This is a genomic window from Burkholderia sp. 572, assembly GCF_040545135.1.
GTDB lineage: Bacteria > Pseudomonadota > Gammaproteobacteria > Burkholderiales > Burkholderiaceae > Burkholderia > Burkholderia cepacia.
This window is the reverse complement of record NZ_JBEPLH010000005.1, coordinates 48,080-73,967: the sequence shown is the minus strand read 5'-3', so window position 1 is coordinate 73,967 and position 25,888 is coordinate 48,080. Positions and strand designations below refer to the sequence as shown.

Annotated in this window: 23 protein-coding genes, 4 tRNA genes, 2 pseudogenes and 1 riboswitch; of the genes and pseudogenes, 8 read left to right on the top strand and 21 right to left on the bottom strand. The window is 66.8% G+C overall.

What is annotated here, in order from left to right; translation table 11 throughout:
• Positions 1–44 precede the first annotated feature (44 nt).
• The 3 genes from ABIC51_RS11240 to ABIC51_RS11230 form a co-directional block, all read right to left on the bottom strand.
• A tRNA-Arg gene (locus tag ABIC51_RS11240) sits at positions 45–121 on the bottom strand.
• A gap of 60 nt (positions 122–181) precedes the next feature.
• Positions 182–258 (bottom strand) — tRNA-Arg (locus ABIC51_RS11235).
• A gap of 67 nt (positions 259–325) precedes the next feature.
• Positions 326–402: transfer RNA gene (locus ABIC51_RS11230), tRNA-Arg, on the bottom strand.
• Between the two features lie 129 nt (positions 403–531).
• Here ABIC51_RS11230 and greB point away from each other — a divergent pair.
• On the top strand, positions 532–1,095 hold the full coding sequence (gene greB, locus ABIC51_RS11225; protein WP_021163929.1) for a transcription elongation factor GreB: 564 nt from the start codon (positions 532–534) through the stop codon (positions 1,093–1,095).
• A gap of 83 nt (positions 1,096–1,178) precedes the next feature.
• On the opposite strand, the gene ABIC51_RS11220 is transcribed toward greB, so the two are convergent.
• Positions 1,179–2,324, bottom strand: a complete 1,146-nt coding sequence (locus ABIC51_RS11220; RefSeq protein WP_060083963.1) for a porin — start codon at positions 2,322–2,324, stop codon at positions 1,179–1,181.
• A gap of 498 nt (positions 2,325–2,822) precedes the next feature.
• On the bottom strand, positions 2,823–3,095 hold the full coding sequence (locus ABIC51_RS11215) for a hypothetical protein (RefSeq protein ID WP_175862103.1): 273 nt from the start codon (positions 3,093–3,095) through the stop codon (positions 2,823–2,825).
• A 398-nt stretch (positions 3,096–3,493) separates the two neighbouring features.
• Between ABIC51_RS11215 and ABIC51_RS11210 the strand changes: the two genes are divergently transcribed.
• Positions 3,494–3,697, top strand: coding sequence for a cold-shock protein (locus ABIC51_RS11210; protein ID WP_011351289.1), 204 nt, complete (start codon positions 3,494–3,496; stop codon positions 3,695–3,697).
• Positions 3,698–3,838: 141 nt separating this feature from the next.
• The gene (locus tag ABIC51_RS11205) at positions 3,839–4,978 is read left to right on the top strand and encodes an exonuclease domain-containing protein (RefSeq protein WP_060193907.1); all 1,140 of its coding nucleotides are present in this window, start codon (positions 3,839–3,841) and stop codon (positions 4,976–4,978) included.
• 18 nt (positions 4,979–4,996) lie between these two features.
• On the opposite strand, the gene ABIC51_RS11200 is transcribed toward ABIC51_RS11205, so the two are convergent.
• Together ABIC51_RS11200 and ABIC51_RS11195 are read right to left on the bottom strand one after the other, a co-directional pair.
• The gene (locus tag ABIC51_RS11200) at positions 4,997–5,590 is read right to left on the bottom strand and encodes a chorismate mutase (RefSeq protein ID WP_175897861.1); all 594 of its coding nucleotides are present in this window, start codon (positions 5,588–5,590) and stop codon (positions 4,997–4,999) included.
• A gap of 223 nt (positions 5,591–5,813) precedes the next feature.
• The gene (locus ABIC51_RS11195; RefSeq protein ID WP_162269111.1) at positions 5,814–5,918 is read right to left on the bottom strand and encodes a chorismate mutase; all 105 of its coding nucleotides are present in this window, start codon (positions 5,916–5,918) and stop codon (positions 5,814–5,816) included.
• A 240-nt stretch (positions 5,919–6,158) separates the two neighbouring features.
• On the opposite strand from ABIC51_RS11195, the gene ABIC51_RS11190 reads away from it, so the two are divergent.
• From ABIC51_RS11190 to ABIC51_RS11175, 4 genes and pseudogenes are all read left to right on the top strand, one after another.
• A complete protein-coding gene (locus tag ABIC51_RS11190) occupies positions 6,159–6,548 on the top strand; it encodes a DUF2946 domain-containing protein (protein WP_027788096.1) in 390 nt (129 codons plus the stop codon).
• A 126-nt stretch (positions 6,549–6,674) separates the two neighbouring features.
• Positions 6,675–9,038: a TonB-dependent receptor gene (locus ABIC51_RS11185; RefSeq protein ID WP_175897860.1), complete on the top strand. Its 2,364-nt coding sequence runs from the start codon at positions 6,675–6,677 to the stop codon at positions 9,036–9,038.
• Positions 9,026–9,391, top strand: a pseudogene (locus ABIC51_RS11180) (exo-alpha-sialidase); the annotation flags it as partial. The gene ABIC51_RS11185 and the pseudogene ABIC51_RS11180, both read left to right, overlap by 13 nt.
• Positions 9,365–9,639 (top strand): annotated as a pseudogene (locus tag ABIC51_RS11175) (TlpA family protein disulfide reductase); the annotation flags it as partial. The pseudogenes ABIC51_RS11180 and ABIC51_RS11175, both read left to right, overlap by 27 nt.
• Positions 9,640–9,718: 79 nt before the next feature.
• On the opposite strand, the gene ABIC51_RS11170 reads toward ABIC51_RS11175, so the two are convergent.
• The 7 genes from ABIC51_RS11170 to pepN all read right to left on the bottom strand — a co-directional run bounded on the left by ABIC51_RS11170 (position 9,719) and on the right by pepN (position 17,570).
• Positions 9,719–9,973 carry a GlsB/YeaQ/YmgE family stress response membrane protein gene (locus tag ABIC51_RS11170; protein WP_027788093.1) on the bottom strand — a complete coding sequence of 85 codons (255 nt, stop codon included), beginning with the start codon at positions 9,971–9,973 and terminating at the stop codon, positions 9,719–9,721.
• A gap of 260 nt (positions 9,974–10,233) precedes the next feature.
• Positions 10,234–10,446 (bottom strand): hypothetical protein, encoded by a 213-nt coding sequence (locus ABIC51_RS11165; RefSeq protein ID WP_027788092.1) that lies wholly within the window; start codon positions 10,444–10,446, stop codon positions 10,234–10,236.
• Positions 10,443–12,176, bottom strand: coding sequence for an FAD-dependent oxidoreductase (locus ABIC51_RS11160; protein ID WP_175897859.1), 1,734 nt, complete (start codon positions 12,174–12,176; stop codon positions 10,443–10,445). The genes ABIC51_RS11165 and ABIC51_RS11160 overlap by 4 nt, the downstream gene beginning before the upstream one ends.
• 144 nt (positions 12,177–12,320) lie before the next feature.
• Positions 12,321–13,130 carry a helix-turn-helix transcriptional regulator gene (locus tag ABIC51_RS11155; protein WP_175897858.1) on the bottom strand — a complete coding sequence of 270 codons (810 nt, stop codon included), beginning with the start codon at positions 13,128–13,130 and terminating at the stop codon, positions 12,321–12,323.
• 170 nt (positions 13,131–13,300) lie between these two features.
• Positions 13,301–13,376: transfer RNA gene (locus ABIC51_RS11150), tRNA-Thr, on the bottom strand.
• A gap of 206 nt (positions 13,377–13,582) precedes the next feature.
• Positions 13,583–14,596, bottom strand: a complete 1,014-nt coding sequence (locus tag ABIC51_RS11145) for a class 1 fructose-bisphosphatase (RefSeq protein ID WP_006485729.1) — start codon at positions 14,594–14,596, stop codon at positions 13,583–13,585.
• 280 nt (positions 14,597–14,876) lie between these two features.
• Positions 14,877–17,570: an aminopeptidase N gene (pepN, locus tag ABIC51_RS11140; protein WP_175897857.1), complete on the bottom strand. Its 2,694-nt coding sequence runs from the start codon at positions 17,568–17,570 to the stop codon at positions 14,877–14,879.
• 187 nt (positions 17,571–17,757) lie between these two features.
• Here pepN and ABIC51_RS11135 point away from each other — a divergent pair, with 187 nt between their 5' ends.
• Entirely contained in the window at positions 17,758–18,456 is a 699-nt protein-coding gene (locus ABIC51_RS11135) for a DUF4136 domain-containing protein (protein ID WP_027788088.1), read from the top strand.
• Positions 18,457–18,510: 54 nt separating this feature from the next.
• Here ABIC51_RS11135 and ABIC51_RS11130 read toward each other — a convergent pair whose 3' ends face one another.
• From ABIC51_RS11130 to ABIC51_RS11100, 7 genes are all read right to left on the bottom strand, one after another.
• On the bottom strand, positions 18,511–19,083 hold the full coding sequence (locus tag ABIC51_RS11130) for a TMEM165/GDT1 family protein (RefSeq protein ID WP_021163944.1): 573 nt from the start codon (positions 19,081–19,083) through the stop codon (positions 18,511–18,513).
• Positions 19,084–19,161: 78 nt separating this feature from the next.
• Positions 19,162–19,299: riboswitch (yybP-ykoY riboswitch) on the bottom strand.
• 178 nt (positions 19,300–19,477) lie between these two features.
• Entirely contained in the window at positions 19,478–20,794 is a 1,317-nt protein-coding gene (guaD, locus tag ABIC51_RS11125; protein WP_059695859.1) for a guanine deaminase, read from the bottom strand.
• Positions 20,791–21,138: a hypothetical protein gene (locus ABIC51_RS11120; RefSeq protein ID WP_080982091.1), complete on the bottom strand. Its 348-nt coding sequence runs from the start codon at positions 21,136–21,138 to the stop codon at positions 20,791–20,793. Before ABIC51_RS11120 ends, guaD begins: the two co-directional genes overlap by 4 nt.
• A gap of 27 nt (positions 21,139–21,165) precedes the next feature.
• Positions 21,166–22,191 (bottom strand): adenosine deaminase, encoded by a 1,026-nt coding sequence (locus ABIC51_RS11115; protein ID WP_354006482.1) that lies wholly within the window; start codon positions 22,189–22,191, stop codon positions 21,166–21,168.
• 18 nt (positions 22,192–22,209) lie between these two features.
• Entirely contained in the window at positions 22,210–23,214 is a 1,005-nt protein-coding gene (xdhC, locus tag ABIC51_RS11110; protein WP_027788085.1) for a xanthine dehydrogenase accessory protein XdhC, read from the bottom strand.
• Between the two features lie 638 nt (positions 23,215–23,852).
• The gene (locus ABIC51_RS11105) at positions 23,853–24,365 is read right to left on the bottom strand and encodes a disulfide bond formation protein B (protein WP_027788084.1); all 513 of its coding nucleotides are present in this window, start codon (positions 24,363–24,365) and stop codon (positions 23,853–23,855) included.
• A gap of 140 nt (positions 24,366–24,505) precedes the next feature.
• The gene (locus tag ABIC51_RS11100) at positions 24,506–25,882 is read right to left on the bottom strand and encodes an amidase (RefSeq protein ID WP_027788083.1); all 1,377 of its coding nucleotides are present in this window, start codon (positions 25,880–25,882) and stop codon (positions 24,506–24,508) included.
• Between the last annotated feature and the right edge of the window lie 6 nt (positions 25,883–25,888).

The following is a 25,888-nucleotide window of genomic DNA, read 5'->3' as shown; positions in this document are numbered from 1 at the left end:
GTGGAAAAGAAAAAGGGCTTTCCCGGAGGAAAGCCCTTTTAAGGTGGCGCGGCTGGCAGGATTCGAACCCACGACCCCTTGGTTCGTAGCCAAGTACTCTATCCAACTGAGCTACAGCCGCACGCAAAACGGTACTGCTTGACTGTCGGAACCTTCTGCGATGGGAAGGCCCCCAAAAAAGTGGCGCGGCTGGCAGGATTCGAACCCACGACCCCTTGGTTCGTAGCCAAGTACTCTATCCAACTGAGCTACAGCCGCACGCAAAACAAAACTTCTACTGCTTCGAACTGAAAGGGCCTTCGGTTCAGAAGGCCCTCGAAAAAAGTGGCGCGGCTGGCAGGATTCGAACCCACGACCCCTTGGTTCGTAGCCAAGTACTCTATCCAACTGAGCTACAGCCGCACGCAGAAGCGAAATTATAGCAGGGTTGTATAAAAAGGGAAGCCTTATTCGCGAATTGTTCTGCGCGGCCTTGCCGGGGCCCCCATCGTGTACCCTTGGAGCATCAGTCATCCACGTTGAATCTGCATCATGAACAAGGCGTTTGTCAAAGAGTCGGACGGCGACGACGACGATCTCGACCAGGCCCAGCCCGCGATCCCGGCGGGCGCGAAGAACTACATCACGCCGGCCGGTCACAAGCGGCTGAGGGACGAACTGCTGAACCTGATCGACGTCGAGCGTCCCGAGGTCGTGCGGCTCGTGTCCTGGGCCGCATCGAACGGCGACCGGTCGGAAAACGGCGACTACATCTACGGCAAGCGACGGCTTCGCGAGATCGATCGCCGCATCCGCTTCCTGACGAAGCGGCTCGATCTTGCCGAAGTCGTCGATGCGAGCCGGCAGGAGAATGTCGACCAGGTGTTTTTCGGTGCAACGGTCGATTACGAGACGCCGGACGGCGAGGATCATACGATCACGATCGTCGGGATCGACGAGGTCGATCTGGATCGCGGCTGCGTCAGCTGGATTTCCCCGGTTGCGCGTGCGCTGATCAAGGCGAAGATCGGCGATACCGTCATGCTGATGACACCGGCCGGCCCGCAGCCGATCGACGTGCTCGACGTTCGCTACCCGCCGCGGGACAACGCCTGAGCGATACCCGGCGCAGTCCGGCAAAGAAAAAGCGCCCCGACGGGGCGCTTCGTCATCCGGCATGCAGCGGATGTGCCGGTCGCTCAGAAGCGATGGCGCATGCCGGCCGTGACCGCGATCTGCTTGTTGGTCGATGACGCGGCGCCCAGACCGTTGATGTTGGCGCCGAGGTCGAGGCCGTCGTTGTTGACCTTCTGGAACTCGCCCTGCAGGTAGACGTCGGTGCGCTTCGACAGCGCATAGTCGGCTTGCAGGTTGAACTGGTGCCAGGTCGGCTTGTCGCCGGCCAGGCGGCCCTGCGTGTACGTGTAGGAGCCGGCAAGCGACAGCGCCGGTGTCAGCGCGTAGCGGCCGTTGAGTTCGTAGTTGCTGAAGCGCGCGGTTCCGCCGAGGCCCGTGATGCCACCGGACACGCCGGACTGCCCCGCGCTGATTGCGCGGATGCCGGTGAGGCGCGTCTGCGTGAACACGAAGCCGACCGTGGCCGGGCCGAACCCGTAGTTCAGGCCGGCGCCCCAGGTGCGTTGCACGCGCGAGGCGAAGGTCCAGTCGCCGGTCACCGCGCCCGGGTCGGTCGCGGCCTGCGCGAGCGCGTTCACATCGCTGTTCAACTGCAAGTAGGCCGCGGCGAAGTTGAAGCCCAGGTAGCTGTACGACACGCCGCCGCTATAGGCGCGGTTGTTCGCGAAAGACGTCGAGTTCGAGAACCCGTACAACGCACCGAACTTGAGTCCGCCGTAGTTCGCGCTCTGATATTTGACCGAGTTGTTGATCCGGAACGAGTTGTTCAGGTTGTCGTTGTCGAACGGGTGAGCGAACTGCGTGCCGCCGTACTGGGTGCCGGTCAGCGACAGCGGCCCGAGATAGTCGACGACGCTGTCGTACTGCCGGCCCAGCGTCAGCGAACCGTAGCTGTTGTGTGCGAGACCGACAAACGCTTGCCGGCCGAATTCGCGGCCGTTCTGCTTCAGCGCGCCGTTATTGATGCCGAAACCATTTTCCAGCGTGAAGATCGCTTTCATGCCGCCGCCGAGATCTTCGGTGCCGCGCAAGCCCCAGCGGCTGCCGTTGACCGAACCGCTCGTTTCCTGCCAGGCGCTGTGGCCGTGCTGATTGTTCGTGTAGGTGATGCCGGCGTCGATCAGGCCATAGAGCGTCACGCTGCTCTGGGCATGGGCTGCCGTAACGAATACACCCGACAACGCGGTGACGATCAGAGTTTTTTTCATGGATCTGTCTCCAAACAGGATGATGTCGATCGAACCTGCTGCGGACTGGCATGTTGTGCTTGACGCTGCGGCCGGTCCGGCAGAGCGGCGGTGCGCTTTTCAAAAGGCCATCTGCAGTGTAAGGAGTGCGTGGAGCGGGGATGGGGCGCGCTTTAAGCAATAATGTATTTTGGAATCCGCAAAGATCTAGGGGGGAGCGCAAACGGTTGTCCAGCAAGGGTTTGCGGCGATGCAGCGAAAGAAAATGGCGCTCAGGACTGCGTAACGGACGTTGCGCGATCGCGACAGGTAATCACCAGCTGGCGACGGCGGTCATAGCGCGATTATTGACACATCGGCAATAGAGGTTTGTGTGGAGCATGGATAATGAAAGGTTGTTCTCTCGCTATACTGCGATCTCTGCTTTCCGAAGCAGACTTTTTCGTTGACGGAAAAGATCTCCAAACCTTTGTCGGCGCGACTTCCCAGTCGCGCTTTTTTTTGCCCCGCCGCTGCGCACTACTGCGTGTACGAGCGCCGCTTGCGCTTGCGCTTGGCCGCAGGCGCGGCCTCCTTGGCTTCGTTCGGGGGCGGCGTGTATGTCCAGTCTTCCATCACGTAGTGACGGGCATCGAGGGGCGATGCAAGCAGGTTCTGCCAGTGATCGCCGTGCCAGGTCGTATCGAACTCGGTGTCGCACGGCGCTTCGCGCGCGGACTCTGCCAGGGCGCGGGACTTGCGGCGTACGCGCCCAAGCCGGCTCGCGAAGCGCTTGATTCCGTCCAGCCACATGACCTTCTCCTTCCTTCCGCATTGGATGAGCATCGCAATGTCCCCGCATTTCTGCAACCCGGAAAAAACCCGAGGATTTTACCGAGGCGATTTGTCCCCGGTAGAAATTTCGTGGTCGAGATTATCGGAACTCCCACCCCGGTAATGTTGACAGGTTTTTGACTCGAATCAATTAATAAAAGGCGATGGTGTACCGATTCCAATGCCATTAGCACTATTTTGATAAAACGATCATCAAAAATTTTCTTGACGCACCCGGATTGTCCAATTTATAAAGTCAGCACTCCGTCCTCGGGCGGCGTGCTGGTGCTGGTGCAGTTGCTGGCGCGATGTTTCGGGATTTCGGGAAACGGCTATAAAAATAGCTTCTTTGATCTAATCGAGTGGGGAACGAAGACATGGATACCGGTATCGTGAAATGGTTTAACGATGCTAAAGGTTTCGGCTTTATTACGTCGGACAATGGTGGTGAAGATTTGTTTGCGCACTTTTCCGAAATCAAGATGGACGGCTTCAAGACGCTGAAGGAAAACCAGCGTGTTTCGTTCGACGTAAAAGTCGGGCCGAAAGGCAAGCAGGCAGCGAATATCCAGGCCGTCTGACGCGCCACGCATTGCCGATCACGTCCGGCCCCCGCATGGCGGGGGCTTTTCATTTTCCGGGGACGGAACAATACGGTTCGGGCTGGCCGCGAACAGGGATGCCGGTGCATACTCACGGAAGCATCGTTTCCCAGTCTTTTCATGTCCGATTTCCCCCGTCCGTCCGATCCGGCCAGCGAACAGCCGCTCGTTTTCGTCGACCTTGAAACCACCGGCGGCTCGCCCGCCGAACACCGCATCACCGAAATCGGCGTGGTCGAAATCGGCCCGCTCGGCGTGTCGACGTGGACGACGCTCGTCAACCCGGGGCAGTCGATTCCGCCGTTCATCCAGCAACTGACGGGTATTTCGGACGAGATGGTGCGCGACGCGCCTTCGTTCGCATCGCTGGCGCCGGCCTTGTTCGAGCGGCTCGACGGCAAGCTTTTCGTCGCGCACAACGCGAGCTTCGACCGCGGTTTCCTGCGGGCCGAATTCGAGCGCGCAGGTTTCGCGTTCAATCCCGACGTGCTGTGTACGGTGCGGCTGTCGCGTGCGCTGTTCCCGCGTGAAGCGCGGCACGGGCTCGACGCGTTGATCGAGCGCCACGGCCTCGTGCCGGCTGCGCGCCACCGGGCACTGGCGGATGCCGACCTCCTGTGGCAGTTCTGGCGCCAGTTGCACGACATCGTGCCGCTCGAGCGGCTGCGCGATCAGATCGCGCGCACGACGCGCCACTTCCGTCTGGGCGGCGACCTGACCGAAGCCTGGCTCGATACCGCGCCGGCCGGGTGCGGGGCGTACGCACTGTTCGGGGAGGGCGACGCGCCACTGTACGTCGGCCGCAGCGTACGCGTGCGGCAGCGGCTGCGCGCGTTGTTGACGGGAGAGCGTCGGTCGTCGAAGGAAATGCGGCTTGCGCAGCAGGTACGGCGCGTTGAATGGCGCGAGACGGGTAACGAACTGGGGGCGATGCTCGCGGAAGCGCAATGGATCGCCGGGCTGCGTCCGTCGTACAACCGGCGCCCTGCGGCCGACACCGCCCGTACCGGCAATGCACCCTGGCCGTTCGAAGGCGCCGTTGCGTTCGAGGCGAGCGGCGAGCGCCGCCTGTTTCATGTGATCGATGGCTGGCGCTATCTCGGCGTCGCGGAATCGCTCGACGCGGCCGCGCGGCTCGCGGCCGACGGGGCAGCCGGCGCATTCGAACCCTTCACCCACCGCCTGCTGCAGACGCATCTCGCGCGCGGCCTGCAACTGATTCCGCTCGCCGCACTCACGCCTGCGGGCCAAGCGGGTTGACCCGGCGCGACCGCCGTATCAGCCGATCGCGCTTGCGCCGCCGGCCGAGCAGATGTGCGACAACGCGGTGTCGAGCGCCTGCGTCTGCGTGGAGTCGTAGCGCGTGAGTGTCTTCCAGTTCGCGATGCTGCGGGCGAGCCGCGCCTGACAATCAGGCGCATCGCGCAGCGGTGCAACCTGCGTGAGCCCCGTGAGCATTTTCTGCGTCAGCCGGTCGAGCGCCGGGCGCGTGCTGGTCGCGAGATCGGGAGGCGTGCCTTCCGGCGGCCGCGTCGTGCGCCAGGTTGCGAACAGGGCGTTCTGCACATCCTTGCTCGCCGCGATCTGATCCTCGAAGAACGTCCGCGCGAACGCGGGATCGACGCCGGCCTGTGCCGCGCGCTTCCCGACCGATTCGAGCAGCGCCGCTTCGCGCGGGCGGTCCTCGATTGCCTTGTGATTCGCCCATTTCCATCGAGCCACCGGCTCAGCGAGCGCGAGGCGCTGCGACGCGAGTGCGACGATGTTGGTGAGGGCGGTGTCGTCGCCGTCTGCAACGGCGATGCGCGGGGACGAAAAGAGGGCGACGCCGAGCGCGGCGACAGCGACGCTGACACGAATGGCTTGCTTCATCGGAACGATCGGGAGAGCCGGGCGGGCCGGACGTGGAAAACCAGAAGGATAGACGAAGACAGTCGCGCGGCGTAGCGACGCGACAGAGGAATCAGCAGGCGAGCTGATCCGGCACCGTCAGGCTGTTGCGGCCCGGGTGCGAGGCGAGTTGCGCGCGATGCGCAATGATGAACCGCACGATAGCGATGATCGACACGTGGCGGTTACAGAACCGAACAGGCGTTCACTTCGGCGAGTACAGCTTGTGCTGCTCGTCGAAGAATGCCCGTACGTGGTCAGGCAATTCGGCGAGGAATTCCACGCCGACGGGTTCCGGATCCGGGCTCATCACTTGCTCCGGCGGTGGCATGCGAGTTGGTCTTTCGTCCATGGTCATTTCTCCAGCAGGTTCGACGATTATCATCCTCGCGCTTGGATTTATGCCAGTGGCGAATCGTTAGATTTTGTCTCTGTTGTATTAACGGCACATGCGCTCGGACGCGCGCTGCGATGCCGACTATCGAGTCGTGCGGAATCGGCAACAATCGGGCCGCTTGTTATACTTGCGCGCACTTTTTCCTGCACCGCGATGAAACGAACGACGCGATGGATCGGCCTCGTATGGCTGGCGCTGGTACTGAACGTACTGTCGCCCGTCGTCGGCTATGCGCGTCTCGCCTCGAGCGGCTCCGGCGAGTTCACGCTCGAGTTGTGCAGTGCAGCGGGCGCCCGCCAGATCGTGCTCGCGCAGGCCGGAGGCGATCACGATGCGCCGTCGTTCGACCATGCCGGCGTGCCGCACTGCGTGTACTGCCCCGGCTTCGCGGCGAACGTGGCGCTCGGTACGAGCCTGCCCGCGCTGCCGGGTTTCGTGCGGACGTTCGCCTACCGCGCGGCAGCACCCGTCATTCCCGATTGCCCCCGCAAGGGTATCCGTCTCGCGCAGCCCCGCGCGCCGCCTGAAAACGCTCCGATCTGATTGATGTCGTCCGCGCGCCCCGGTGGCGCGCGTGCCGCTCGCGGCCGGGCCGCGTGCCGCGCCGTCCGTGCGTGGTGCGCGCGCTCGTGTCCGGCGGCGTTCGATCACGTTTTCAGGAATCCCCTCATGTCCTCCTCCTTCGCCGCGCGGCCGTCGCGCGGGCGGCTCGCGCTCGCATGCGCGGCCGCTTTCGCGTGGCCTGTCGCCCATGCGGCTCCAACTGACGATACGCGTGTCGACACTGCCCGCCGTGGTGTCGAGCGTCCCGCCGATACCGTCGCGCCGGCATCCACCGCTGCAGCCGTTTCGCCGGTGCCGACCGGTAGTACGCTGACCACGGTCAGCGTGACCGCGCAGCGGCAACCGGTCGATCCGGATATGCCGGCCGTCGTCACATCGATCACGCGGGAGCAGATCGAATCGCATACCAACGTCACCACCGAGGACGCGCTCAAGTACGCACCGAACCTGATGGTCCGCAAGCGCTATATCGGCGACCGCAACAGCGTGTTCGCCGGTCGCGACTTCAACGAGCTGCAGAGCGCGCGTGGGCTTGTCTACGCCGATGGTGTGCTGCTGTCGAACCTGCTCGGCTCGAGCTACGCGTACCCACCGCGCTGGTCGCTGATTCCGCCTGACGATATCGCGCGCGTCGACGTGCTCTATGGCCCTTTTTCCGCGCTGTACCCGGGCAACTCGATCGGCTCGACCGTGCTGCTCACGACGCGCCGGCCGGAAAAGCTCGAGGCGTCGCTGTCGACGCAGTTCTTTACGCAGCGCTACCACGACGGCTACGGATTCGCGGACAGCCTCGGCGGCAATCACCAGACCGCGCGGATCGCGAACCGCGTCGGGCGGTTCTGGTTCGCGCTGTCGCTCGACCGGCTCGAGAACAACGGTCAGCCGATGCAATATGCGAGCCCCAATTCGGCGTACAACCCGAAGCTCGGCGCCGCCGTGCCCGTGAGCGGCGCCGCGACCGACATCGGGCCCAACGGCAAGCCGCGAACGATCGTCGGCGCGCAGACGATCGAGCGGACCGAACAGCTCAACGAGACGATCCGGATTGGCTACGCGTTCACCGACCATGTCGATGCGACGCTCACGCTCGGGCATTGGGAGAACCATTACCGGCAGCACGGCGAAACCTTTCTGCGCGATGCGGCCGGCAATCCGGTCTACGGCGGCAACGTGTCGATCGGTGGCCAGAACATGACCGTTGCGCCGAATGCCTTCGCGCCGCAGCGCGGCGACCAGGAGAACTGGCTGTACGCGCTCGGGCTGAACGGCCGGCTCGATTCAGGCTGGCGCCTGTCGGGCGTCGTGTCCGCGTACGACGTGTCGCGCGACGTGCAGCGCTCGGCGTCGATCGTGCAGGGCGGTGCAGGCACGCTGTTCCAGGGGGACGGCACCGGCTGGCGCACGCTCGACCTGAGGGCTGAGGCGCCGGAAGTGAAGGGCCACACGTTCACGTTCGGCTATCACTACGACAACTACTTCCTGCGCAACGTCACGTACAACACGGCCGACTGGCTGGCCGGGCCGACCACGTCGCTCGCGAGCACCTATCGGGGCGACACGCGCACGCAGGCGCTGTTCGGGCAGGATGCGTGGCGCTTCGCACCGGGCTGGCTCGCGACGCTGGGGCTGCGCTACGAACGCTGGGATGCGTACGGCGGCGCGCTCGGCAACGCGAGCGGCACGCTCGGTTATGCGGATCGCAGCGCGAATGCGCTGTCGCCGAAAGTCGCGTTGCAATGGGATGCGACCGATGTCTGGCGCTTCCGGCTGTCGTTCGCGACGGGCACGCGTTACCCGACGGTCGGCGAACTGTTCCAGGGCACGATCTCGAACAACGCGATTGTCAACAACAACCCGAACCTGCGGCCGGAAAAGGCGATCGACTGGGACTTCACGGCCGAGCGCGACGTGGGTGTCGGCGTCGTGCGTGCCAGCGTGTTCCAGAGCGATCTGCGCGATTCGATCTACAGCCAGACGACGGTGTCGGGTGCGACGACGGTGACCAACATCTCGAACGTCGATCGCGTGCGCGTGCGCGGTGTCGAACTTGCGTTCAGCGGCGAGAACGTCGGGCTGCGCGGCCTCAGTCTCGACGCGAACGTGTCGGCGACCAACGCGCAGATCTTCGCCGATGCCGCGAATCCCGCGTACGTCGGCTCGCGCTTTCCGCGTATTCCGCGTATGCGTGCAAACCTGCTCGCGTCGTATCGCTTTGACGAACACTGGCTCGCGAGCGTCGGCGTGCGCTATTCGGGCCGCCAGTTCAACACGCTCGACAACAGCGACGTGAACCCGGACGTCTACGGCGGTACGAGCTCGTTCACGATCGTCGACCTGAAGGCGCGCTACCGCTTCGACCGTCACTGGACCGCGTCGGTCGGCATCGACAACCTGACGGACCGCCGCTACTACGTGTTTCACCCATATCCGGGCCGTACTTTCTACGGAGAACTGAAATGGTCACTGTGAAATCGCCCGCGGCAGGCGGCGCGCTGTGGTGCGCGTTGCTGTCGACTGCCGGGGCGCACGACGCCCACGTCCTGCCGAAGGCCGCCGATTCGCGCGCCGCGCACATGAGCATGCAGGCTGCGCCCGCGCAGCAGCAGCAGCCGCTCGCGACGGGGGCGGCATTCGACGCGCATCACCGGCTGTGGGGCGCGTGGGTCGAAGGCGCGCATGTCGTCGTCGCGCAGTCCGACGACGCGGGCCGCACGCTGTCCGCGCCCGCCACCGTCAACGCGATGCCGGAGCCGATCTACACGAGCGTCGAGAATCGTCCGAAGATCGCTACGAGTCCGGACATGCAGCTCGCGATGGTCGCAATGGATGTGTACGACGACAACGGCCCGGCGATCTCCCGGGACTCGTGCAGATGCATCTGCCGCCGCAGGTCGCGCAGTACGCGAACGCCGAGCCGATGCCCGAGCGGCTGAGCGCGGCGCTCGATGCGGGATGGAGAGGGGAGATGCCGCGCACCGTATGGATCGGGCGCGATGGCGCACGCGAAACGCGCAGCGGATTGCTGACGGCTGACGTGCTCGACGGCGGGTTGCAGCGCGCCAGGCGCTGAACGGGCCGGTGGCGCGCGGCGAGCGGGCCGCGCGCCGGCCTGATGCGAAAACGCGCCCGAAGGCGCGTGGAGAGAAGCGTCAGGCCGCTCGCTTGAATAGCCGGATCACGAACAGCAGGATCACCGCACCGACGACCGCGACGATCACCGATCCGATGAAACCGCTGCCGATGCTGATGCCGAGCAGCCCGGCGAGCCAGCCGCCGATCACTGCGCCGACGATCCCGACGATGATGTCGACGATCAGCCCGAAGCCGCCGCCCTTGACGAGCAAGCCGGCAAGCCAGCCGGCGATCGCGCCGATGATGAGCCACATAATCAAGCCATGAGTCATGGTGGTCCTCTCCTTGTGTTGTGTCGAATGACCGGACGTCGGCTGTCGCCGCAAGCTGAATGAAGGCGGCATTGCGACCCGCCGCGCCGCCCACGCAATGTAACGCGATAGACGGGTCGGAATCGTTAAGTAATGTTATGCACCCTTAACCGGATTTTCCAGGGAATTCGTCTGCATACGGCGAGGCTGGCGCACGGGCGATGCGCGGCGAAATGAATCTGTAAGGAATGACTGCCGGTGAAGCCGGTCGGCCGTGAGCGTCATCGTCCGAGCGTCGAAGCCTGCATACCCGCAGAGGGCAATCCGTCGCTTGCGTCGGCAATCAGCCGTGCGACGGTCGCGGTGTCGCCGATCGCCTCGATCGACAGCAGTGCGAAGCGGGCGAGAAAGAGCGATGCATCGGCTTCACCGATCCGCGTCATCGTGCGGCACAGGTCGGTGTAGAGGGTGTCGCGTTCGGTATCCGTCATCATGCGGTCTCCTGAGGATCGGTCGATGCGCAAGGATGGAGTGCGCGTTCGAGTGCGGCGGCCACGTCGCCGGCGCGCGCGTCGTGCCAGCGGCCGAGTACGTGACCGTCCGGACGCACGAGATAGACGGTGCCGTCGCGCGCGCCGTACATGTCGAACAGCCGGCCGTCGACGTCATGGCCGCCGCAGGCCGGTTGCCGTGGCGCCGCATGCCGTGCGAGCGTGACGAGCGCGAACGGCATCCGCGCAGCCTGCAGGCGCCGTTCGAGATCGGCCAGCGTCGCCTCGGGCGCGCCGTCGGCGGTGAAGCAGAATGCGGTGAAGCGCGGAGCGACGAGGTCGGTCAGGTGGCCGCGGCGCACGTCGCTGCCGTGTGCCGTGTACAGCATCAGCGGGCATTCGGCGAGCACCGTGCCGGGCGCGGGGCCGGCCGAAAACGTGTCGTGTTCGGCCGCGTTGAGCGACGACGTCGCATACGCGATGGCCGTCGTCTGGCGCGGATTGATCAGCGAGCGCAGCGTGGGATGCCGGACCGCGAGCGACAGCACGGCCTTGCGCATCAGTTCGAACGCGAACGACGGCGGCGCCATGAACTCGGTGCTCTTGGTGCCGTAGCGGAGGTTCTCGTGCGTCGCGAACACGCGTTCGTCCGAGTAGCTGTCGAGCAACGTGTCCGATGCGAGTCCGTGCGTCACGTACGCGAGTTTCCATGCCAGGTTGTCGGCATCGTCGATGCCCGAGTTCGCGCCGCGCACGCCGAAGATCGGCACGAGGTGCGCAGCGTCGCCGCAGAACAGCACGCGACCGTGTCGATAGCGTTCGAGTGTCAGTGCATTCGCCTTGTAGATCGTGATCCAGATCGGCGACCAGTCGCCGCGCTCGCCCATCATGTCGAGCAGGTTCTGCACGCGCGGGATCACGTTTTCCGGCTTCACGGCGGCTTCGGCATCCTCATCGTCGCGCAACTGATAGTCGATCCGCCACACGTTGTCGGGCTGCTTGTGAACGAGCACCGTCGAGCCCGGGTTCGACGACGGGTCGAAGTACGCCAGTCGTTCGGTCGGCCGGTCGCTTTCGAGCGCGATGTCGACGATCACGTAGCGGCCCTCGTAGCTCGTGCCGCGGAGCGACAGGCCGAGCGCGTCGCGCATCGTGCTGCGCCCGCCGTCGCACGCGACGACCCGGTCGGCGTCGAGTGCGTAGCCGCCGAGCGGCGTGTCGACGTCGAGTCGCACGCCGTCCGGTTGCCGGGTCACACCGGTGACTCTCGTCTGCCAGCGGATCTCGATGAGTTCGCGGCGGCGCAGCGCGGCGTCGAGCAGGAACTGCTCGATGTGATACTGCGCGAGATTCACCATCGGCGGCAGCTTCTGGTTTGCGTCCTGCGGCATCGTGAAATGCAGCACTTCGTCGCGACGGTAGAAGCTGCGCCCGCCGGTCCACGGCAGCCCCTTGCGCAGGAAGTCGTCGAGCGCACCGAGCCGCTCGATGATCTCGAGGCTGCGCCGCGAGATGCAGATGGCGCGGCTGCCGTGGCAGACTGCGTCGTCGGCCTCGATCAGCACGCTGCGGATGCCGTGGTTCGCAAGGCCGAGCGCGACGGCCAGGCCGACGGGGCCGCCGCCGACGATCGCAACGCGATGCCGGTGCGTATCGATACCGTCGTCGCAGGCCGGCAGATGCGCGGGATGGCGCTCGGCGACGAACGGGTAGGGCTTGAAGTCGATATCCATCGTTGGCTTCCAGGGTTGTCCGGCTCGACGTGCGCGCATCGACGCAAAGATGCGCGCAACAGGTCGGGACAGTATGGAAGCCGGTCGTGCGTCGGTTGTCCCCAATTCGGGTACAGCGAGGGGCTCAACGCAGGCCGCGACGTTTCACGGCTGCATGCACAGCGCAAACAGCTCGCGCTGGCTCGAGATGCCGAGACGCCGGTATGCGCGCTTCTGGTAGGTGACGACACTCGATGCCTTCACGCCGATCGTCTCGCCGATCTCGTGCGCGGTCTGGCCGTCGAGTACGCCGCGCAGCACGTCGAGCTCGCGCTTGGACAAATCGGGGCATGCATGGCGCAGTCGCGCGAGCATCCGTTGCGGGATACCGATCTGCGCGGCACCGGCGAGCGCGTAGTGATGCCTTGCGGCCTGCGCGATCAGCGGCGCGAGCGCTTCGATCGCGGCGATCTCGCGCGGCTGGAATGCGCCGCTGCGATGCGCGCGGTACAGGTTGATCGACAGCCACGTCGCATCGCCGGGCTGCATCAGCAGCGCCAGCCGGTCGGATACGTCGGGGCCGCGGTAGCAAGCGGCACGATACGCTTCGTGATCGATCTCGTCGCCGGCCTGCTGGTGCAGCAGCAGATCGTGGCGGTGTGTGCCGCGATGGGCGGTCGACACGATCTGCTGGTTGCCGTCGAGTGTGTAGAAATGTCGTGCGTAGGTGTCGGCGAGATCGCGCAGGTAGCGGCCTCCGCGATGATCGGCGACCGACATCGTGCGCGGGCGATTGCCGAACTCGTACGCGAAGATCGTGCACTGCGTGATGGACAGCGCGTCGTCGAACAGCTTCAGGATTTCGGCCGCGAATGCGTTCGGCTCGTTGCCGCCGATCGCGGCGACGAGGCACGTTGCGCGGGACACGTCCAGCTGCGCGGCGAGATTCGCTCGCTCGAGACGCCAGGTGCGCATGAAGAAGGGGGCGAGGGTGGAGTGTCCGGCGATTGTAGTCGTCGGCGCGTGATACGGGAGTCCGGGGATGCCCGCAAGCGGACTGGGTGAGGCGAGAGGGCGGGCGCACGATTTCGGCGCCGGAAAAGAGAAAAGGCCTGACAAGCGATGCTTGTCAGGCCTTTATGTCTTGGTGCCGGAGATAGGAGTCGAACCTACGACCTTCGCATTACGAATGCGCTGCTCTACCAACTGAGCTACACCGGCAGCAGAGAAATGAAATTATATGGTGATTTCCGGGATCTTGGCAATAGGTTTTGCGAAATTTTTTTCAGCTTGCTGCTGCTGCTTCGCGAAACCATCGATCCGGCGGACTTCCCGCTTTCACTTCACTGTGATGCGACCGGTCAGGGCCACATCAAGAGGCGCGATTGTACTTGCGCATCGCACCTCCGTCTAGTGCTGCAGTGCAATTATTTTGCTTCGTCGTGATAGCCGGTCACGCGCTCGACTTCGTTCTTCGAGCCAAGGAACACGGGCACGCGCTGGTGCAGGCCCGTCGGCTGGACTTCCATGATGCGTTGCGTGCCCGTCGTCGCGGCGCCGCCCGCTTGTTCGACGATGAACGACATCGGGTTCGCTTCGTACATCAGGCGCAGCTTGCCCGGACGATCGGGCGTGCGCTTGTCGGCCGGGTACATGAAGATGCCGCCGCGGTTCAGGATCCGGTGCACGTCGGCGACCATCGAGGCGATCCAGCGCATGTTGAAGTTGTCGCCGCGCGGGCCGTCCTTGCCGGCGTTCAGTTCGTCGACGTAGCGCTTGACCGGGTCGTACCAGTGGCGTGCGTTCGATGCGTTGATCGCGTATTCGCGCGTGTCGGCCGGGATCTGCATGTTGCTCTGCGTGAGCACCCACGAGCCGACTTCGCGGTCGAGCGTGAAGCAGTTCACGCCGTTGCCGGTCGTCAGCACGAACACCGTCTGCGGGCCGTACACGGCGTAGCCGGCCGCGACCTGCTGCGTGCCCGGCTGCAGGAACGATTCCTCGGTTGCCTGCTTGCCGTCCGGGCAGCGCAGCACCGAGAAGATCGTGCCGATCGACACGTTCACGTCGATGTTCGACGAACCGTCGAGCGGATCGAACACGAGCAGGTATTCGCCGCGCGGGTAGTTCGCCGGGATCGGGAAGAAGGTTTCCATTTCTTCCGATGCCATCGCGGCGAGGTTGCCGCCCCATTCGTTCGCGTCGAGCAGGATCTCGTTCGACAGGATGTCGAGCTTCTTCTGCACTTCGCCCTGGACGTTCTCGCTGCCGGCGGTGCCGAGCGCCTCGCCGAGCGCGCCCTTCGACACGTTGTAGCTGATCGCCTTGCACGCGCGTGCGACGACTTCGATCAGCAGGCGCAGGTCGGCGGGGAGGTTGTTGGTCTCACGTTGCTGTTCGATCAGGAACTTCGACAGCGTGGTGCGGCGGGCAATGGACATGACAGACTCCAGAAGGCCAAAGAATCCTTGAATGGCCGCAATTTTACCCGCCGCGCCTCCCGTGCCGCCGGCTTTTTTCGTCCGGTTACATGGCCGGGCGGCCGGATCGGCCCGGTCTCCGGCAGCGACGATGCACGGGACGCGCCATGCAGCGGCGGCAAGCGGCGCGGTCAGACCCCGCGACTACGTCCGGGGCCGGCAGTATTCACGCAGTAAAAAAAGCCGGTGCCGCCATGGGCGGCACCGGCTTTTTTGCGTGTGAGCGATGCGGAGGATTGCGTTACGCGAGCGCCTTCTCGACGATCTCGCGCACGTCGCGCGATTTCGCGCCGGCCGCGACCTGCTCGAGCGCTTCGCGCATGCGGTCGCGCAACGCGGGCGTGAAGCGGCGCCACAGTTCGAGCGAGCGGGCGAGGCGCGCCGCGACCTGCGGATTGATCGCGTCGAGCGCGAGCACCTGTTCGGCCCAGAATGCATAACCCGAGCCGTCCGCCGCGTGGAATTGCGCGGGGTTGGCCGCGCAGAAGCTGAAGATCAGCGAACGTGCGCGATTCGGATTCTTCAGGTTGAACGCGGGGTGCGCGAGCAGCTTGCGAACCTTCGCGAGCGTCGGCTGCGCGGGCGTACCGCGTTGCGCGGCCTGCATCGCGAACCATTTGTCGATCACGAGCGCTTCCTTCTCGAAGCGGCGGTAGAAATCGTCGAGCGCGTGCTCGGCCGGTTCGTTCGCGCCGGCGGCCGCGGCGGACAGCAGCGCGCCGAGTGCGGCCGCGCGATCGGTCATGTTGTTCGCCGCGTCGTATTGCGCGGTCGCGAGGCGCACGGCATCGGCCGGATCCTCGAGCTCGGCGAGATATGCGAGCGCGAGGTTCTTCAGCGCGCGGCGGCCGGAAGCCTCGGGCGTCGGTTCGTAGGCGCCGGGCGTCTGGTGCTGCTCGTATGCGGCGAGCCATTCGGCGCGCAGCGAGGTGGCGAGCTGGCGGCGCACGAACTGGCGCGCGCGATGCACGGCGGCCGGATCGGCTTCCGCCATCTGGTCGGCGAGGTAGGTTTCCGACGGCAGCGTCAGCGCGAGTTCGCGGAACGCGGGCGACAGCGTCGCGTCGGTCAGCACGCGGCGGAAGGCGGCAACGAAGTTCTCGCCGAGCGTGAGCGGCTCGTTCGCGGTGGCGCGCGCGGCGAGCGTCAGCAGCGCGCGCGTCGCGAGGCGCTGGCCGGCTTCCCAGCGGTTGAACGGATCGCTGTCGTGCGCGAGCAGGAACGCGAGGTCGTCGTCGCTGTAGTCGTACTCGACGATCACCGGCGACGAGAAGTTGCGCAGCAGCGACGGCAGCGGTTGTTCCGGCACGTCAACGAACGTGAAGGTCTGTTCGGTGTCGGTGAAGTCGAGCACGCGCGTCGTGCCCGCCGCGGCGGCTTCGCCGTCGAGGCGCAGCGGCAGGTCGCGGCCGTCGCGGCCGATCAGGCCGATCGCGAACGGGATCAGCAGCGGCCCTTGCTGCGTTTCGCGCGCGGCCGGCGACGCGTCGCCGTAGCCCTGCGCGAGCGTGACGGTATAGCGGCGCGCGGCCGCGTCGTACGCGGTGCGCACCGACACGCGCGGCGTGCCGGCCTGGCTGTACCAGCGCTCGAACTGCGCGAGGTCACGCCCGTTCGCGTCGGCCATCGCGTGGCGGAAGTCGTCGCAGGTCACCGCGTGCCCGTCGTGGCGCTTGAAATACAGGTCCATCCCCTTGCGGAAGCCGTCGCGGCCGAACAGCGTCTGGTACATCCGCACGACTTCCGAGCCTTTCTCGTAGACGGTCATCGTGTAGAAGTTGTTGATCTCGACGTAGCTCTCCGGGCGCACCGGGTGCGCCATCGGGCCGGCATCCTCGGCGAACTGCAACTGGCGCAGCACGCGCACGTCCTCGATGCGCTTGACCGCGCGGGCCGCCGATTCGACGGCGTCGCCCGCGGCCATGTCGGCCGAGAATTCCTGGTCGCGGAACACCGTCAGGCCTTCCTTCAGGCTCAGCTGGAACCAGTCGCGGCAGGTCACGCGGTTGCCGGTCCAGTTGTGGAAGTACTCGTGGCCGACTACCGATTCGATGTTCGCGAAGTCGGTGTCGGTCGCGGTCTCGGGGTTCGCCAGCACGTACTTCGTGTTGAAGATGTTGAGCCCCTTGTTTTCCATCGCGCCCATGTTGAAGTCGCCGACCGCGACGATCATGAAGCGGTCGAGATCGAGCTCGAGGCCGAAGCGCTTCTCGTCCCAGCGGATCGAATGGATCAGCGAATCCATCGCGTGACGCGTCTTGTCGAGATCGGCCGGCTCGACCCACACCTGCAGCAGCTTTTCCTTGCCCGAGCCGGTCGTGATCTTCTCCTCGATCGCGACGAGCTTGCCGGCGACCAGTGCGAACAGGTAGCTCGGCTTGCGGAACGGGTCTTCCCACTTCGCGAAGTGGCGGCCGTCGGGCAGGTCGCCGGAATCGACGAGGTTGCCGTTCGACAGCAGCACCGGGTAGGCGGCCTTGTCGGCGCGCAGCGTCACCGTGTACGACGCCATGACGTCCGGGCGATCGAGGAAGTAGGTGATGCGGCGAAAGCCTTCGGCTTCGCACTGCGTGAAGAAGTTGCCGCTCGATACATAGAGACCCGACAGCGTCGTATTCTGGTCGGGCGCGCATGCGCTTTCGAGCGTCAGCTCGAATGCATCGGGGACGTTCTCGACGGTCAGCCCGTGCTCGTGCGCGCGCACGGCGCCATGCGGCGCGCCGTCCAGCCGTGCGCCGACGAATTCGAGCGCTTCGCCCATCAGCTCCAGGTGCGGCGCGGGCGCGGCGTCCGGGTTGCGGCGCACGCGCATCGTATTCCTGACGATCGTACGGGCCGGCGCGAGATCGAATTCGAGCGCAACGGCATCGATGAGAAAGGCCGGCGGCGTGTAGTCGGCGCGGCGGATCACGGTGGAGGAAGCGTTGTCGGACATGGTCGTCGAGATCGGTGGAGTGGGGGACGGGCCCGTGGCACGGGCCGGGCGAACCGGGCCATTGTACAAAGGCTTGCGGCTGCGTGCCGGGCGAACTTTTTACCGGTTCCGGGAGTCCGCGTATTATCGGCATCCCGTTACGGTTCGCGCGGTGCGACGAACGGGTGACGGATCGAAGAGGATCAACATGAAACGCGAATGGATTCAACGCAGTGCGGGCTGGGCGGCGGTGCTGTGCGTGGCGCTGCTGACCGGCTGCACCAGCTACGTGACGACCCAGGTCACGGCCTTCTCCGACTGGAGCGGCAGCGACGCGACACGCACCTATGCGTTCACCCGCACCGATGCGCAGAAGAACAGCATCGAGCAGTCGACCTACGAGCCGATCGTCGCGAACGAGCTGTCCACGTATGCGTTCCGGCAGGTGCCGCAGGCGCAGGCGCGCTATCTCGTCGGGCTGACCTATGCGGTCGGCAGCGATCTCGTGACGGTGCCGCAGCCCGTCTATTACGATCCGTGGTTCGTCGGGCCGGGGCCGTACTGGCGGCGCGGGCCGTGGGGCCCGTGGGGGCCCTGGGGGCCGATGCCGGCCGGTTATGTCGCGCAGACGTACCAGGTGTTCGACTACACGCTCGGCATCCGCATCACCGAGCGCGCGACGGGCAAGGAGGTCTACAACGTGTCCGCGCGCACGACCGGCGACAACGGCACGCTGCTGTACGCGATGCCGTTCCTCGCGCGCAGCGCGCTCGCCGATTTCCCGCTGTCGAACGGCGCGGTCCGCTCGGTCCGGCTGCCGGTCGACAAGCGCGGCGGCCCGGCGGCACCGGCCGCCAACGAGCGCGCGGTGCCGGCTGCGCCCGCTTCGGGCGCCGCCGCCAAGTAACGCGGCATCAGCCTCGGCGCGGCCGTCCGGCCGCGCCTGCCGTTTTCTTCCCCGTCAGACCCCGACGCCCAGCAGCGCCAGCGCGCCGAGCACGACGAACAGCACGGCCGCGATGCCGTGCACGAGCTTCGTCGGCAGGCGGTGCGCGAAACGGTCGCCGAGCAGGATCGCGGGCACGTTCGCGAGCATCATCCCGAACGTCGTGCCGGCCACGACACCGATGTAGTCCTGGAAGCGCGCGGCCAGCGCGACGGTCGCGATCTGCGTCTTGTCGCCCATTTCCGCGAGGAAGAACGCGACGAGGGTCGCACCGAACACGCCGAGCCGCGAGCGGTTGGCATTGGCCTCGTCGGCGTCGAGCTTGTCCGGCACGAGGATCCACAACCCCATCGCGATGAACGAGAACGCGAGCGCCCAGCGCATGATCGACGGCGTGACCAGCGCGCCGAGCCATTCGCCGAGCGCGCCGGCGAAACCGTGGTTCACGAGCGTCGCGACGAGCACGCCGAGAATGATCGGCACCGGCTTGCGATAGCGCGCGGCCAGGACGAGGGAAAGCAACTGGGTCTTGTCGCCGATTTCAGCGAGGGCGACGGCGCCGGTGGAGATCAGGAAGGCTTGAGACACGTATGGGGTTCCACGGGCCGGTGTTGTGCGTGCGAGCGACGATCCACGGCGCGCCGGGCCCTGATGCGGCGCACTGTGAACCATCGGTCTCGCCAGGCCTAGGTGGCTGCGCCCGCCATGGCCGCAAGGCCAAGTCTGTTGACGGACGCCTCCGTCACGATGCGCGCCGGGGGCGCGGGACATCGAGCGGAGCGGCTACTCCCCAATGAGCGGCGAATTCTAGCACGGCGTGTCGCGCGCGGGAAAGCGGTCGAGCGGTGCGGTGCCTGGTGTCCGGGCGGGGATTGGCGTTCGGCAAGCTCCGGCCGTACAGCAGGCCCGGCAGGCGGGCAGCGGCCGCAGGCAGACGCGGCGGCGGACGCCCGCGCCTGCCGTGACACCCCCCGGAACGCCGTTACGCGGCGGGGCGGCGCGCCGCCCCGCGCTCGTGGACGAGTTCGCCGGCCGCATAGGTGCGGTACACCGCGCGGTCGTCGCCGAGCAGCGCGAACGCGAACAGCAGTTCCTCGAGCGAATCCGCGCGCTTCGTGCGACGCGCGAGCAGCGGCGTGGCCTGCGGATCGAGCACGACGAAGTCGGCCTCGGTGCGCGGCTTGAGCGTGCCGACCGTGTCGGCGAGGTCGAGCGCCTGCGCGGCGCCGGCCGTCGCGAGCCAGAACATCCGCGTCGCGGTCAGGTGGTGGCCCGACAGCCGCGCGACCTTGTGCGCTTCGTTCATCGTCTGCAGCATCGAGAACGACGTGCCGCCGCCGACGTCGGTCGCGAGCGTGACCGGCACGTCGTATTCACCGGCCTTGTCGAAATCGAACAGCCCGCTGCCGAGGAAGAAGTTCGACGTCGGGCAGTGCGCGACGACGGTGCGCGTCTCGGCCATCCGGCGGCGGTCTTCGTCGTCGAGGTGGATGCAGTGGCCGTACACCGCGCGCGGGCGCAGCAGCCCGTAGCGGTCGTAGATGTCGAGATAGCTGCGATGGCCGGGGAACAGCTCGGCCACCCATTTCACCTCGTCGACGTTCTCCGCGACGTGGCTCTGTACGAACACGTCCGGATGGCGGCGCGCGAGTTCGCTGCACGCCTCGAGCTGCGCTTCGGTCGACGTCGGCGCGAAACGCGGCGTGAGCGCGTACATCTGGCGGCCCTTGCCGTGCCAGCGGCCGATCAGCTCGGCGCTGTCGTCATAACCGGATTGCGCGGTATCGCGCAGGAATTCGGGGCAGTTGCGATCCATCAGCACCTTGCCCGCGATCATCCGCAGGTCGCGCGCGTCGCTCGCCGCGAACAGCGCATCGGCCGACTGCTTGTGCACCGTGCAGTAGACGAGCGCGCTCGTCGTGCCGCAGGCGAGCAGTTCGTCGACGAAGAAGTCGGCCACCTCGCGCGCATGCTCGGGATCGCCGAACTGGCGCTCGGTCGGGAACGTGTACTTGTCCAGCCACGGCAGCAGGCCCGGCGCCGGCGACGCGATCATGTCCGTCTGCGGATAGTGGATGTGCGTGTCGATGAAGCCGGGCACGATCAGCTTGTCGCGCAGGTCATGGACGATCGCGTCGCGCGCGAGCGTCGCGGCGAGCTGCGCGTACGGGCCGGCCGCGACGACTTTGCCGTCGTCGACGATCAGGAGGCCGTCGGTCTCGTAGTTCGCGGCCTGGCTCGATTGCGCCGGGTCGCCGTTGAAAGTCAGCAGCTGGGAACGGAAAGCGGTTTGCGTCATGACAAATGGTCCTGCATCAAGGTAAGGCGAACAGAAGAAAGCGATCGACGCCGGAGGGCGGCGGGACGGCGTTTCGCGAGCGGTAGCGGCATGCTGCGTGCGGCACGACCGGAGGCGATTGCGCGGGCGAACGTGGCGGCCGAAGCCGCCGGCGAGTGGTTGCCGGCGGGCCTCGCAGCCGCTGCGTTCGCGACCGGAGCGGCAGCGAACGCAGCGGCGAACCGCGACGGCAAGCACGGGCGGGCGACGACGAATGGCGCGCTCGCCGCGCGGGCACGCACGCGACCGTTCCGGCGCGATGCCGGGCCGGTGGTTGCGAAGCGGATGCCGTTGCCGTGTTTCATCTGTCTGGCGTTCCTCGATGCGGGCCGTCAGGCGGCCTGCCAGTACGCGTCGAGGCGCGCGTACAGTGCGTCGCGCTGCGCCGGTTCGATGAACGATGCCTCGAAGCCGTTGCGGATCACCGCATGGACTTCGGCATCCGTGAGTTGCAGCCCTTCGGCCGTCGCGAAGTAGTTTTCATTGACGTAGCCGCCGAAATAGGCCGGATCGTCGGAGTTGATCGTCACCGCGACGCCGCGATCGAGCAGCGCCTTCAGCGTGTGTTTCGCCATGTCGTCGAACACGCACAGCTTGAGGTTCGACAGCGGGCAGACGGTCAGTGCCGTGCGCGTCCTGGCGAGACGCTCGACCAGGGCCGCGTCCTCGATGCTGCGCACGCCGTGGTCGATCCGGTCGACCTTCAGCACGTCGAGTGCCTCGTAGATGTACGCGGGCGGGCCTTCCTCGCCCGCATGTGCGACGAGCTTCAGCCCGAGCGCGCGTGCCTTGTCGAACACGCGCGCGAACTTCGTCGGCGGATGGCCGAGTTCGGACGAGTCGAGGCCCACGCCGATCAGGCGATGGCGATAGCGCTCGAACAGCGGCAGCGCGGATTCGAACGTCGCGAGCGCGTCCTCTTCGGACAGGTGGCGCAGGAAGCACAGAATCAGCTTGCTCGACAGCCCGCGCTGCTCGTAATCGGCGAGTGCGCGCTCGATGCCCGCGACTACCGTCTCGATCGGCACGCCGCGTTCGGTGTGCGTTTGCGGATCGAAGAACAGTTCGGTGTGGACGACGTTGTCGGCGAGCGCGCGTTCGCAGTACGCGGCCGTCATGTCGTAGAAATCCTGCTCGGTCAGCAGCACGCTCGCGCCGGCGTAATAGATGTCGAGGAACGACTGCAGGTCGGTGAACGCGTAGGCGGCGCGCAGCGCGTCGATCGAGTCGTACGCGAGCTTCACGCCGTTGCGCTGCGCGAGCGCGAAGATCAGCTCGGGCTCGAGCGAGCCTTCGATGTGGATGTGCAGCTCCGCTTTCGGCGCGCGGGCGATCTTGTCCTTGAGTGTCGGGGTCATGGCGTCGTTCTTGGTCGGTCAGTAGGTAGGGGAAGCCTGCGCGGCCGCGTTCGCTTCGACGGCCTGCAGCAATTGCGCAGCCACCGAGATCGCGATCACTTCGGGCGCCTTGTCGATGATGCCTTCGACACCGATCGGGCAGCGCATCCGCGCGACCTGGGCCGGGTCGATGCCGATCGCCGCGAGGCGATGATCGAACTGCACGCGTTTGGCGTGCGAGCCGGTCATCCCGAAGTATGCATAGTCGCCGCGTCGCAGGATGCGCTCGGCCAGCACGAAATCGAGTGCGTGGTCGTGCGTCATCACGACGAAGTAGGACTGCGGCGGCGCCGTGTCGACGGCGTCGGCCGGGGCAGCGGCCGCCTCGATCGCGAGGTTGCCGATGCCGGCGAGTGCGTCGGCCGGCGGGAACACCGCATCGGGCCCGTCGATCCAGCGCACCTGGCACGGCAGCGTCGCCAGCACCTTCACGAGCGCGGTGCCGATGTGCCCGGCGCCGAACAGCACGACGGGGAACGCATACGGCGCGATCGTTTCGGTCATCAGCGACACGCCGCCGGTTTCCCACAGCAGGCAGTCGGCACGCGCGGCTTCCGATTCGGGCTCGCTCAACAGCGGCGCGCCCGGCGAGGGGCCGAATGATACGCTACGCACGGTCGCGGCGCCGGCCGCGACACGCTTCGCGAGCGACATGATCCAGCCGAGATCGCCGACGTCGAGCCGCTCGAACGCGAGCACCACGGCGCCGCCGCAGCACTGGCCGAGGCTCGGGCCGAGCGCGAGCCGTTCGAGCCGGCGCGCATGCGGCACGTGCGCGCCGTCCTTCAGCAGATGCCGCGCGATCTCGATCGCCTTCCATTCCAGATGACCGCCGCCGATCGTATGGCGGGCCGTGTCGCGCGTGACGAGCATCTTGGTGCCGGCTTCGCGCGGCGCGGAGCCGTCGGTGTGCGCGACCGTCACGAGCACGGCGGCTTCGCCGTGCGCGAGCAGTTGCTGCAGATCGCCGAGCCAGGCTTCCATCAGCACACCCCGTGCGAAACGACGCGGCACGACACGCGGCGCGGGCTGGCGAGCGTGGCGGCAACGATGACGGACGGGGGCGGGGCGGGCCGGCCGCACGGCGAATGCGGTGCGGCGGCGCGGCGACAGTGCGCGCGGACGGCACCGCCGGATGCGCGGACGCCATGAGGGTGACGGATGCGGATGGTTTGCGTTGTCATGATGAATCCAGTCGACATTGCGGATCGGGCGCGCGTTACGCAGGGGTGGTGAGACCGCCTGGCCTCGCGCACGTAGATCGCCATCCAGCCCCGAAGATAGCACCGCACGGCGGCGGGAACATCGCGGGGCGGTGATCCGGGCTATCAGGAGGCGATCATGTCGATCATAGGCCCGCCGCCCGGGATCGGGGCGCCGATGCGTGCACATCGGGCCAAAACGCAGGCGTGGCGGGGCTGGGCGCGGAAGTCGCGCGATGCGCGTTCGCCCGGCTATCCGGGTGGCGGCGAGGTAGGTGTTTACGCGGGGCCGCCCGGGTACGGCCGGTCAGGGGCGACCGGCCGGGCCGGTTCGGCGAGTGCTCCGGTGCCGGGCTTGCCGGCTGGCGGCGTGTGGCCCGGGTGAGCGGGCCGCGCGCAGGCCGGTGCGAAACCGGCCGGTCAGGCCGCGAGCTTGCGACGATGGCGCCAGAGGCTCGCGACGACGGCAACCAGGATCGCGGCGAAGCCGATCAGCGCCCAGCCGGGCAGCAGGATGCCGAAGATCGGCGGGTAGACGGTCTCGCACAGCCCGGCGACCTTGAACATGCCGGGGAACCACTGCGCGGGCGGCAGGCTGTCGACGATCGGCTGCAGCGTGTCGAAGCCGCAGCTGAAGCCCGGATTCATCTGGATCGACAGATGGCGGGCGGCCGTGCCGACGCCGCCGGCCGCGGCGATCGCGATCAGCAGCTCGAGCACCCAGATGACGCGCCAGTTGCGGATCCCGGCGGCCAGGAACGCGAAGATCCCGATCGCGCAGAAGAAGTAGCGCTGGATGATGCACAGCGGGCAGGGATCTTCGTTCTTCACGTACTGCAGGTAGAGCGCACCGGCCAGCAGGGCGATGCACACCCAGCCGAGCAGCATCAGCAGGCGGCGTTCGCGGCGGATTGCGAGCGTGTAGTCGTTCATGTCGGCGGGGTTCCTCGTGGGGTCGGTCCGGAAAACAATCGCGCGATTTTAGCGCGAACGGTCTGGCACGAAACTGACAGCGCGCGTGCGGCAACCTGCCGCACCGCGCGTCCTGTCCGCCGGCGCTCGGCTGGCTGCGTTCAGCGGATCGTATTGAGCACGGCCTCGACGGCCTGGCCGATCGCGAGCAGCGCGTCGTCGCGATGCGGTGCGGCCGCGAGCATCAGGCCGACCGGCGCCGCGTCGCGCGGATGGCACGGCAGCGACAGCGCACACGCGTCGAGGAAGTTGAACGCGCTCGGGTTGCGCAGGATCAGCGCGTTGGTGCGCGTGAACGCGGCGTCGTCCGTTTCGAGGTCGGCGATGCGCGGCGGCACGACCGGCACCGTCGGCGCGACGAGCGCATCGAAGCGCGCCCAGACCGTGTGCGCGGCTTCGTCGAGCATCGCGGTGCGCGCGGCGAGCAGGTCGAGATAGTCGGCCGCGCTCGCGGGTTCGCCCTTCAGGATGCGCGTGAGCACGCGCGGGTCGTACTGGTCGCGATGCCGAGCGAGCAGCGGGCGATGCCATGCGTAGGCCTCGATCGGCGAGAAGCCGAAGCGGTTGACGTCCGGCAGCCGGTCGAGCGCCGGGAAGCGCACTTCCGTGACGATCGCGCCGGCGGCTTCGAGATGCTTGAGCGCGGCGTCGAGCGCGGCCGCGACGTCGGCATCGACACCGTCCGTCACGTAGTTCGTCAGCACGCCGAGCCGTACGCCCTCGAGCGGCCGGGCGGCCGGCACGTGCGGTTCGAGGCCCGCGAGCATCCGGTCGACGAGCGCGCAGCAGGCGACCGTCAGGCCGATCGGGCCGAACGAGTCGAGCGTCGTCGACAGCGGTACGCCGCCTTGTGTCGGGATCCGGCTCGCGGTCGGCTTGAATCCCGTCAGCCCGCACAGCGCGGCCGGAATGCGGATCGAGCCGCCCGTGTCGGTGCCGAGCGCGACGGCGGCCATCCCGTCGGCGACGGATGCAGCCGCGCCGGACGACGAGCCGCCGGAAATCCGTGCGTCGCCCGGCACGTCGCGGTGGTACGGCGAGCGCGGGTGGCCGAAGTGCGGATTCAGCCCGAGCCCCGAGAACGCGAACTCGCTCATGTTGGTGCGGCCGACCAGCACCGCGCCCGCCCGCTTGAGCCGGGCGACGGCGACCGCATCGGTGCGCGCGGCCGGCGCGCCGTCGAGCACGCGCGAACCCGCGCGCGTCACCTGGCCCGCGACGTCGAACAGGTCCTTGACCGACACGGGAATGCCCGCGAGCGGCGACAGCACGGTGCCCGCGGCGCGCAGCCGGTCGTGCGCGTCGGCGGCGGCACGCGCGTTGTCGGCATCGACTTCGGTGAAGACGACCGCACCCTGGCCCGACGGATCGGCGATCCGGTCGAGCGCGGTGTCGACGAGCGCGCGGCTCGTGGTCCGGCCGGCGGCGAGATCGGCGGCGAGCTGGGCGAGCGGGGGAAAGGGCGTGAAAGTGGTCATGGCGGC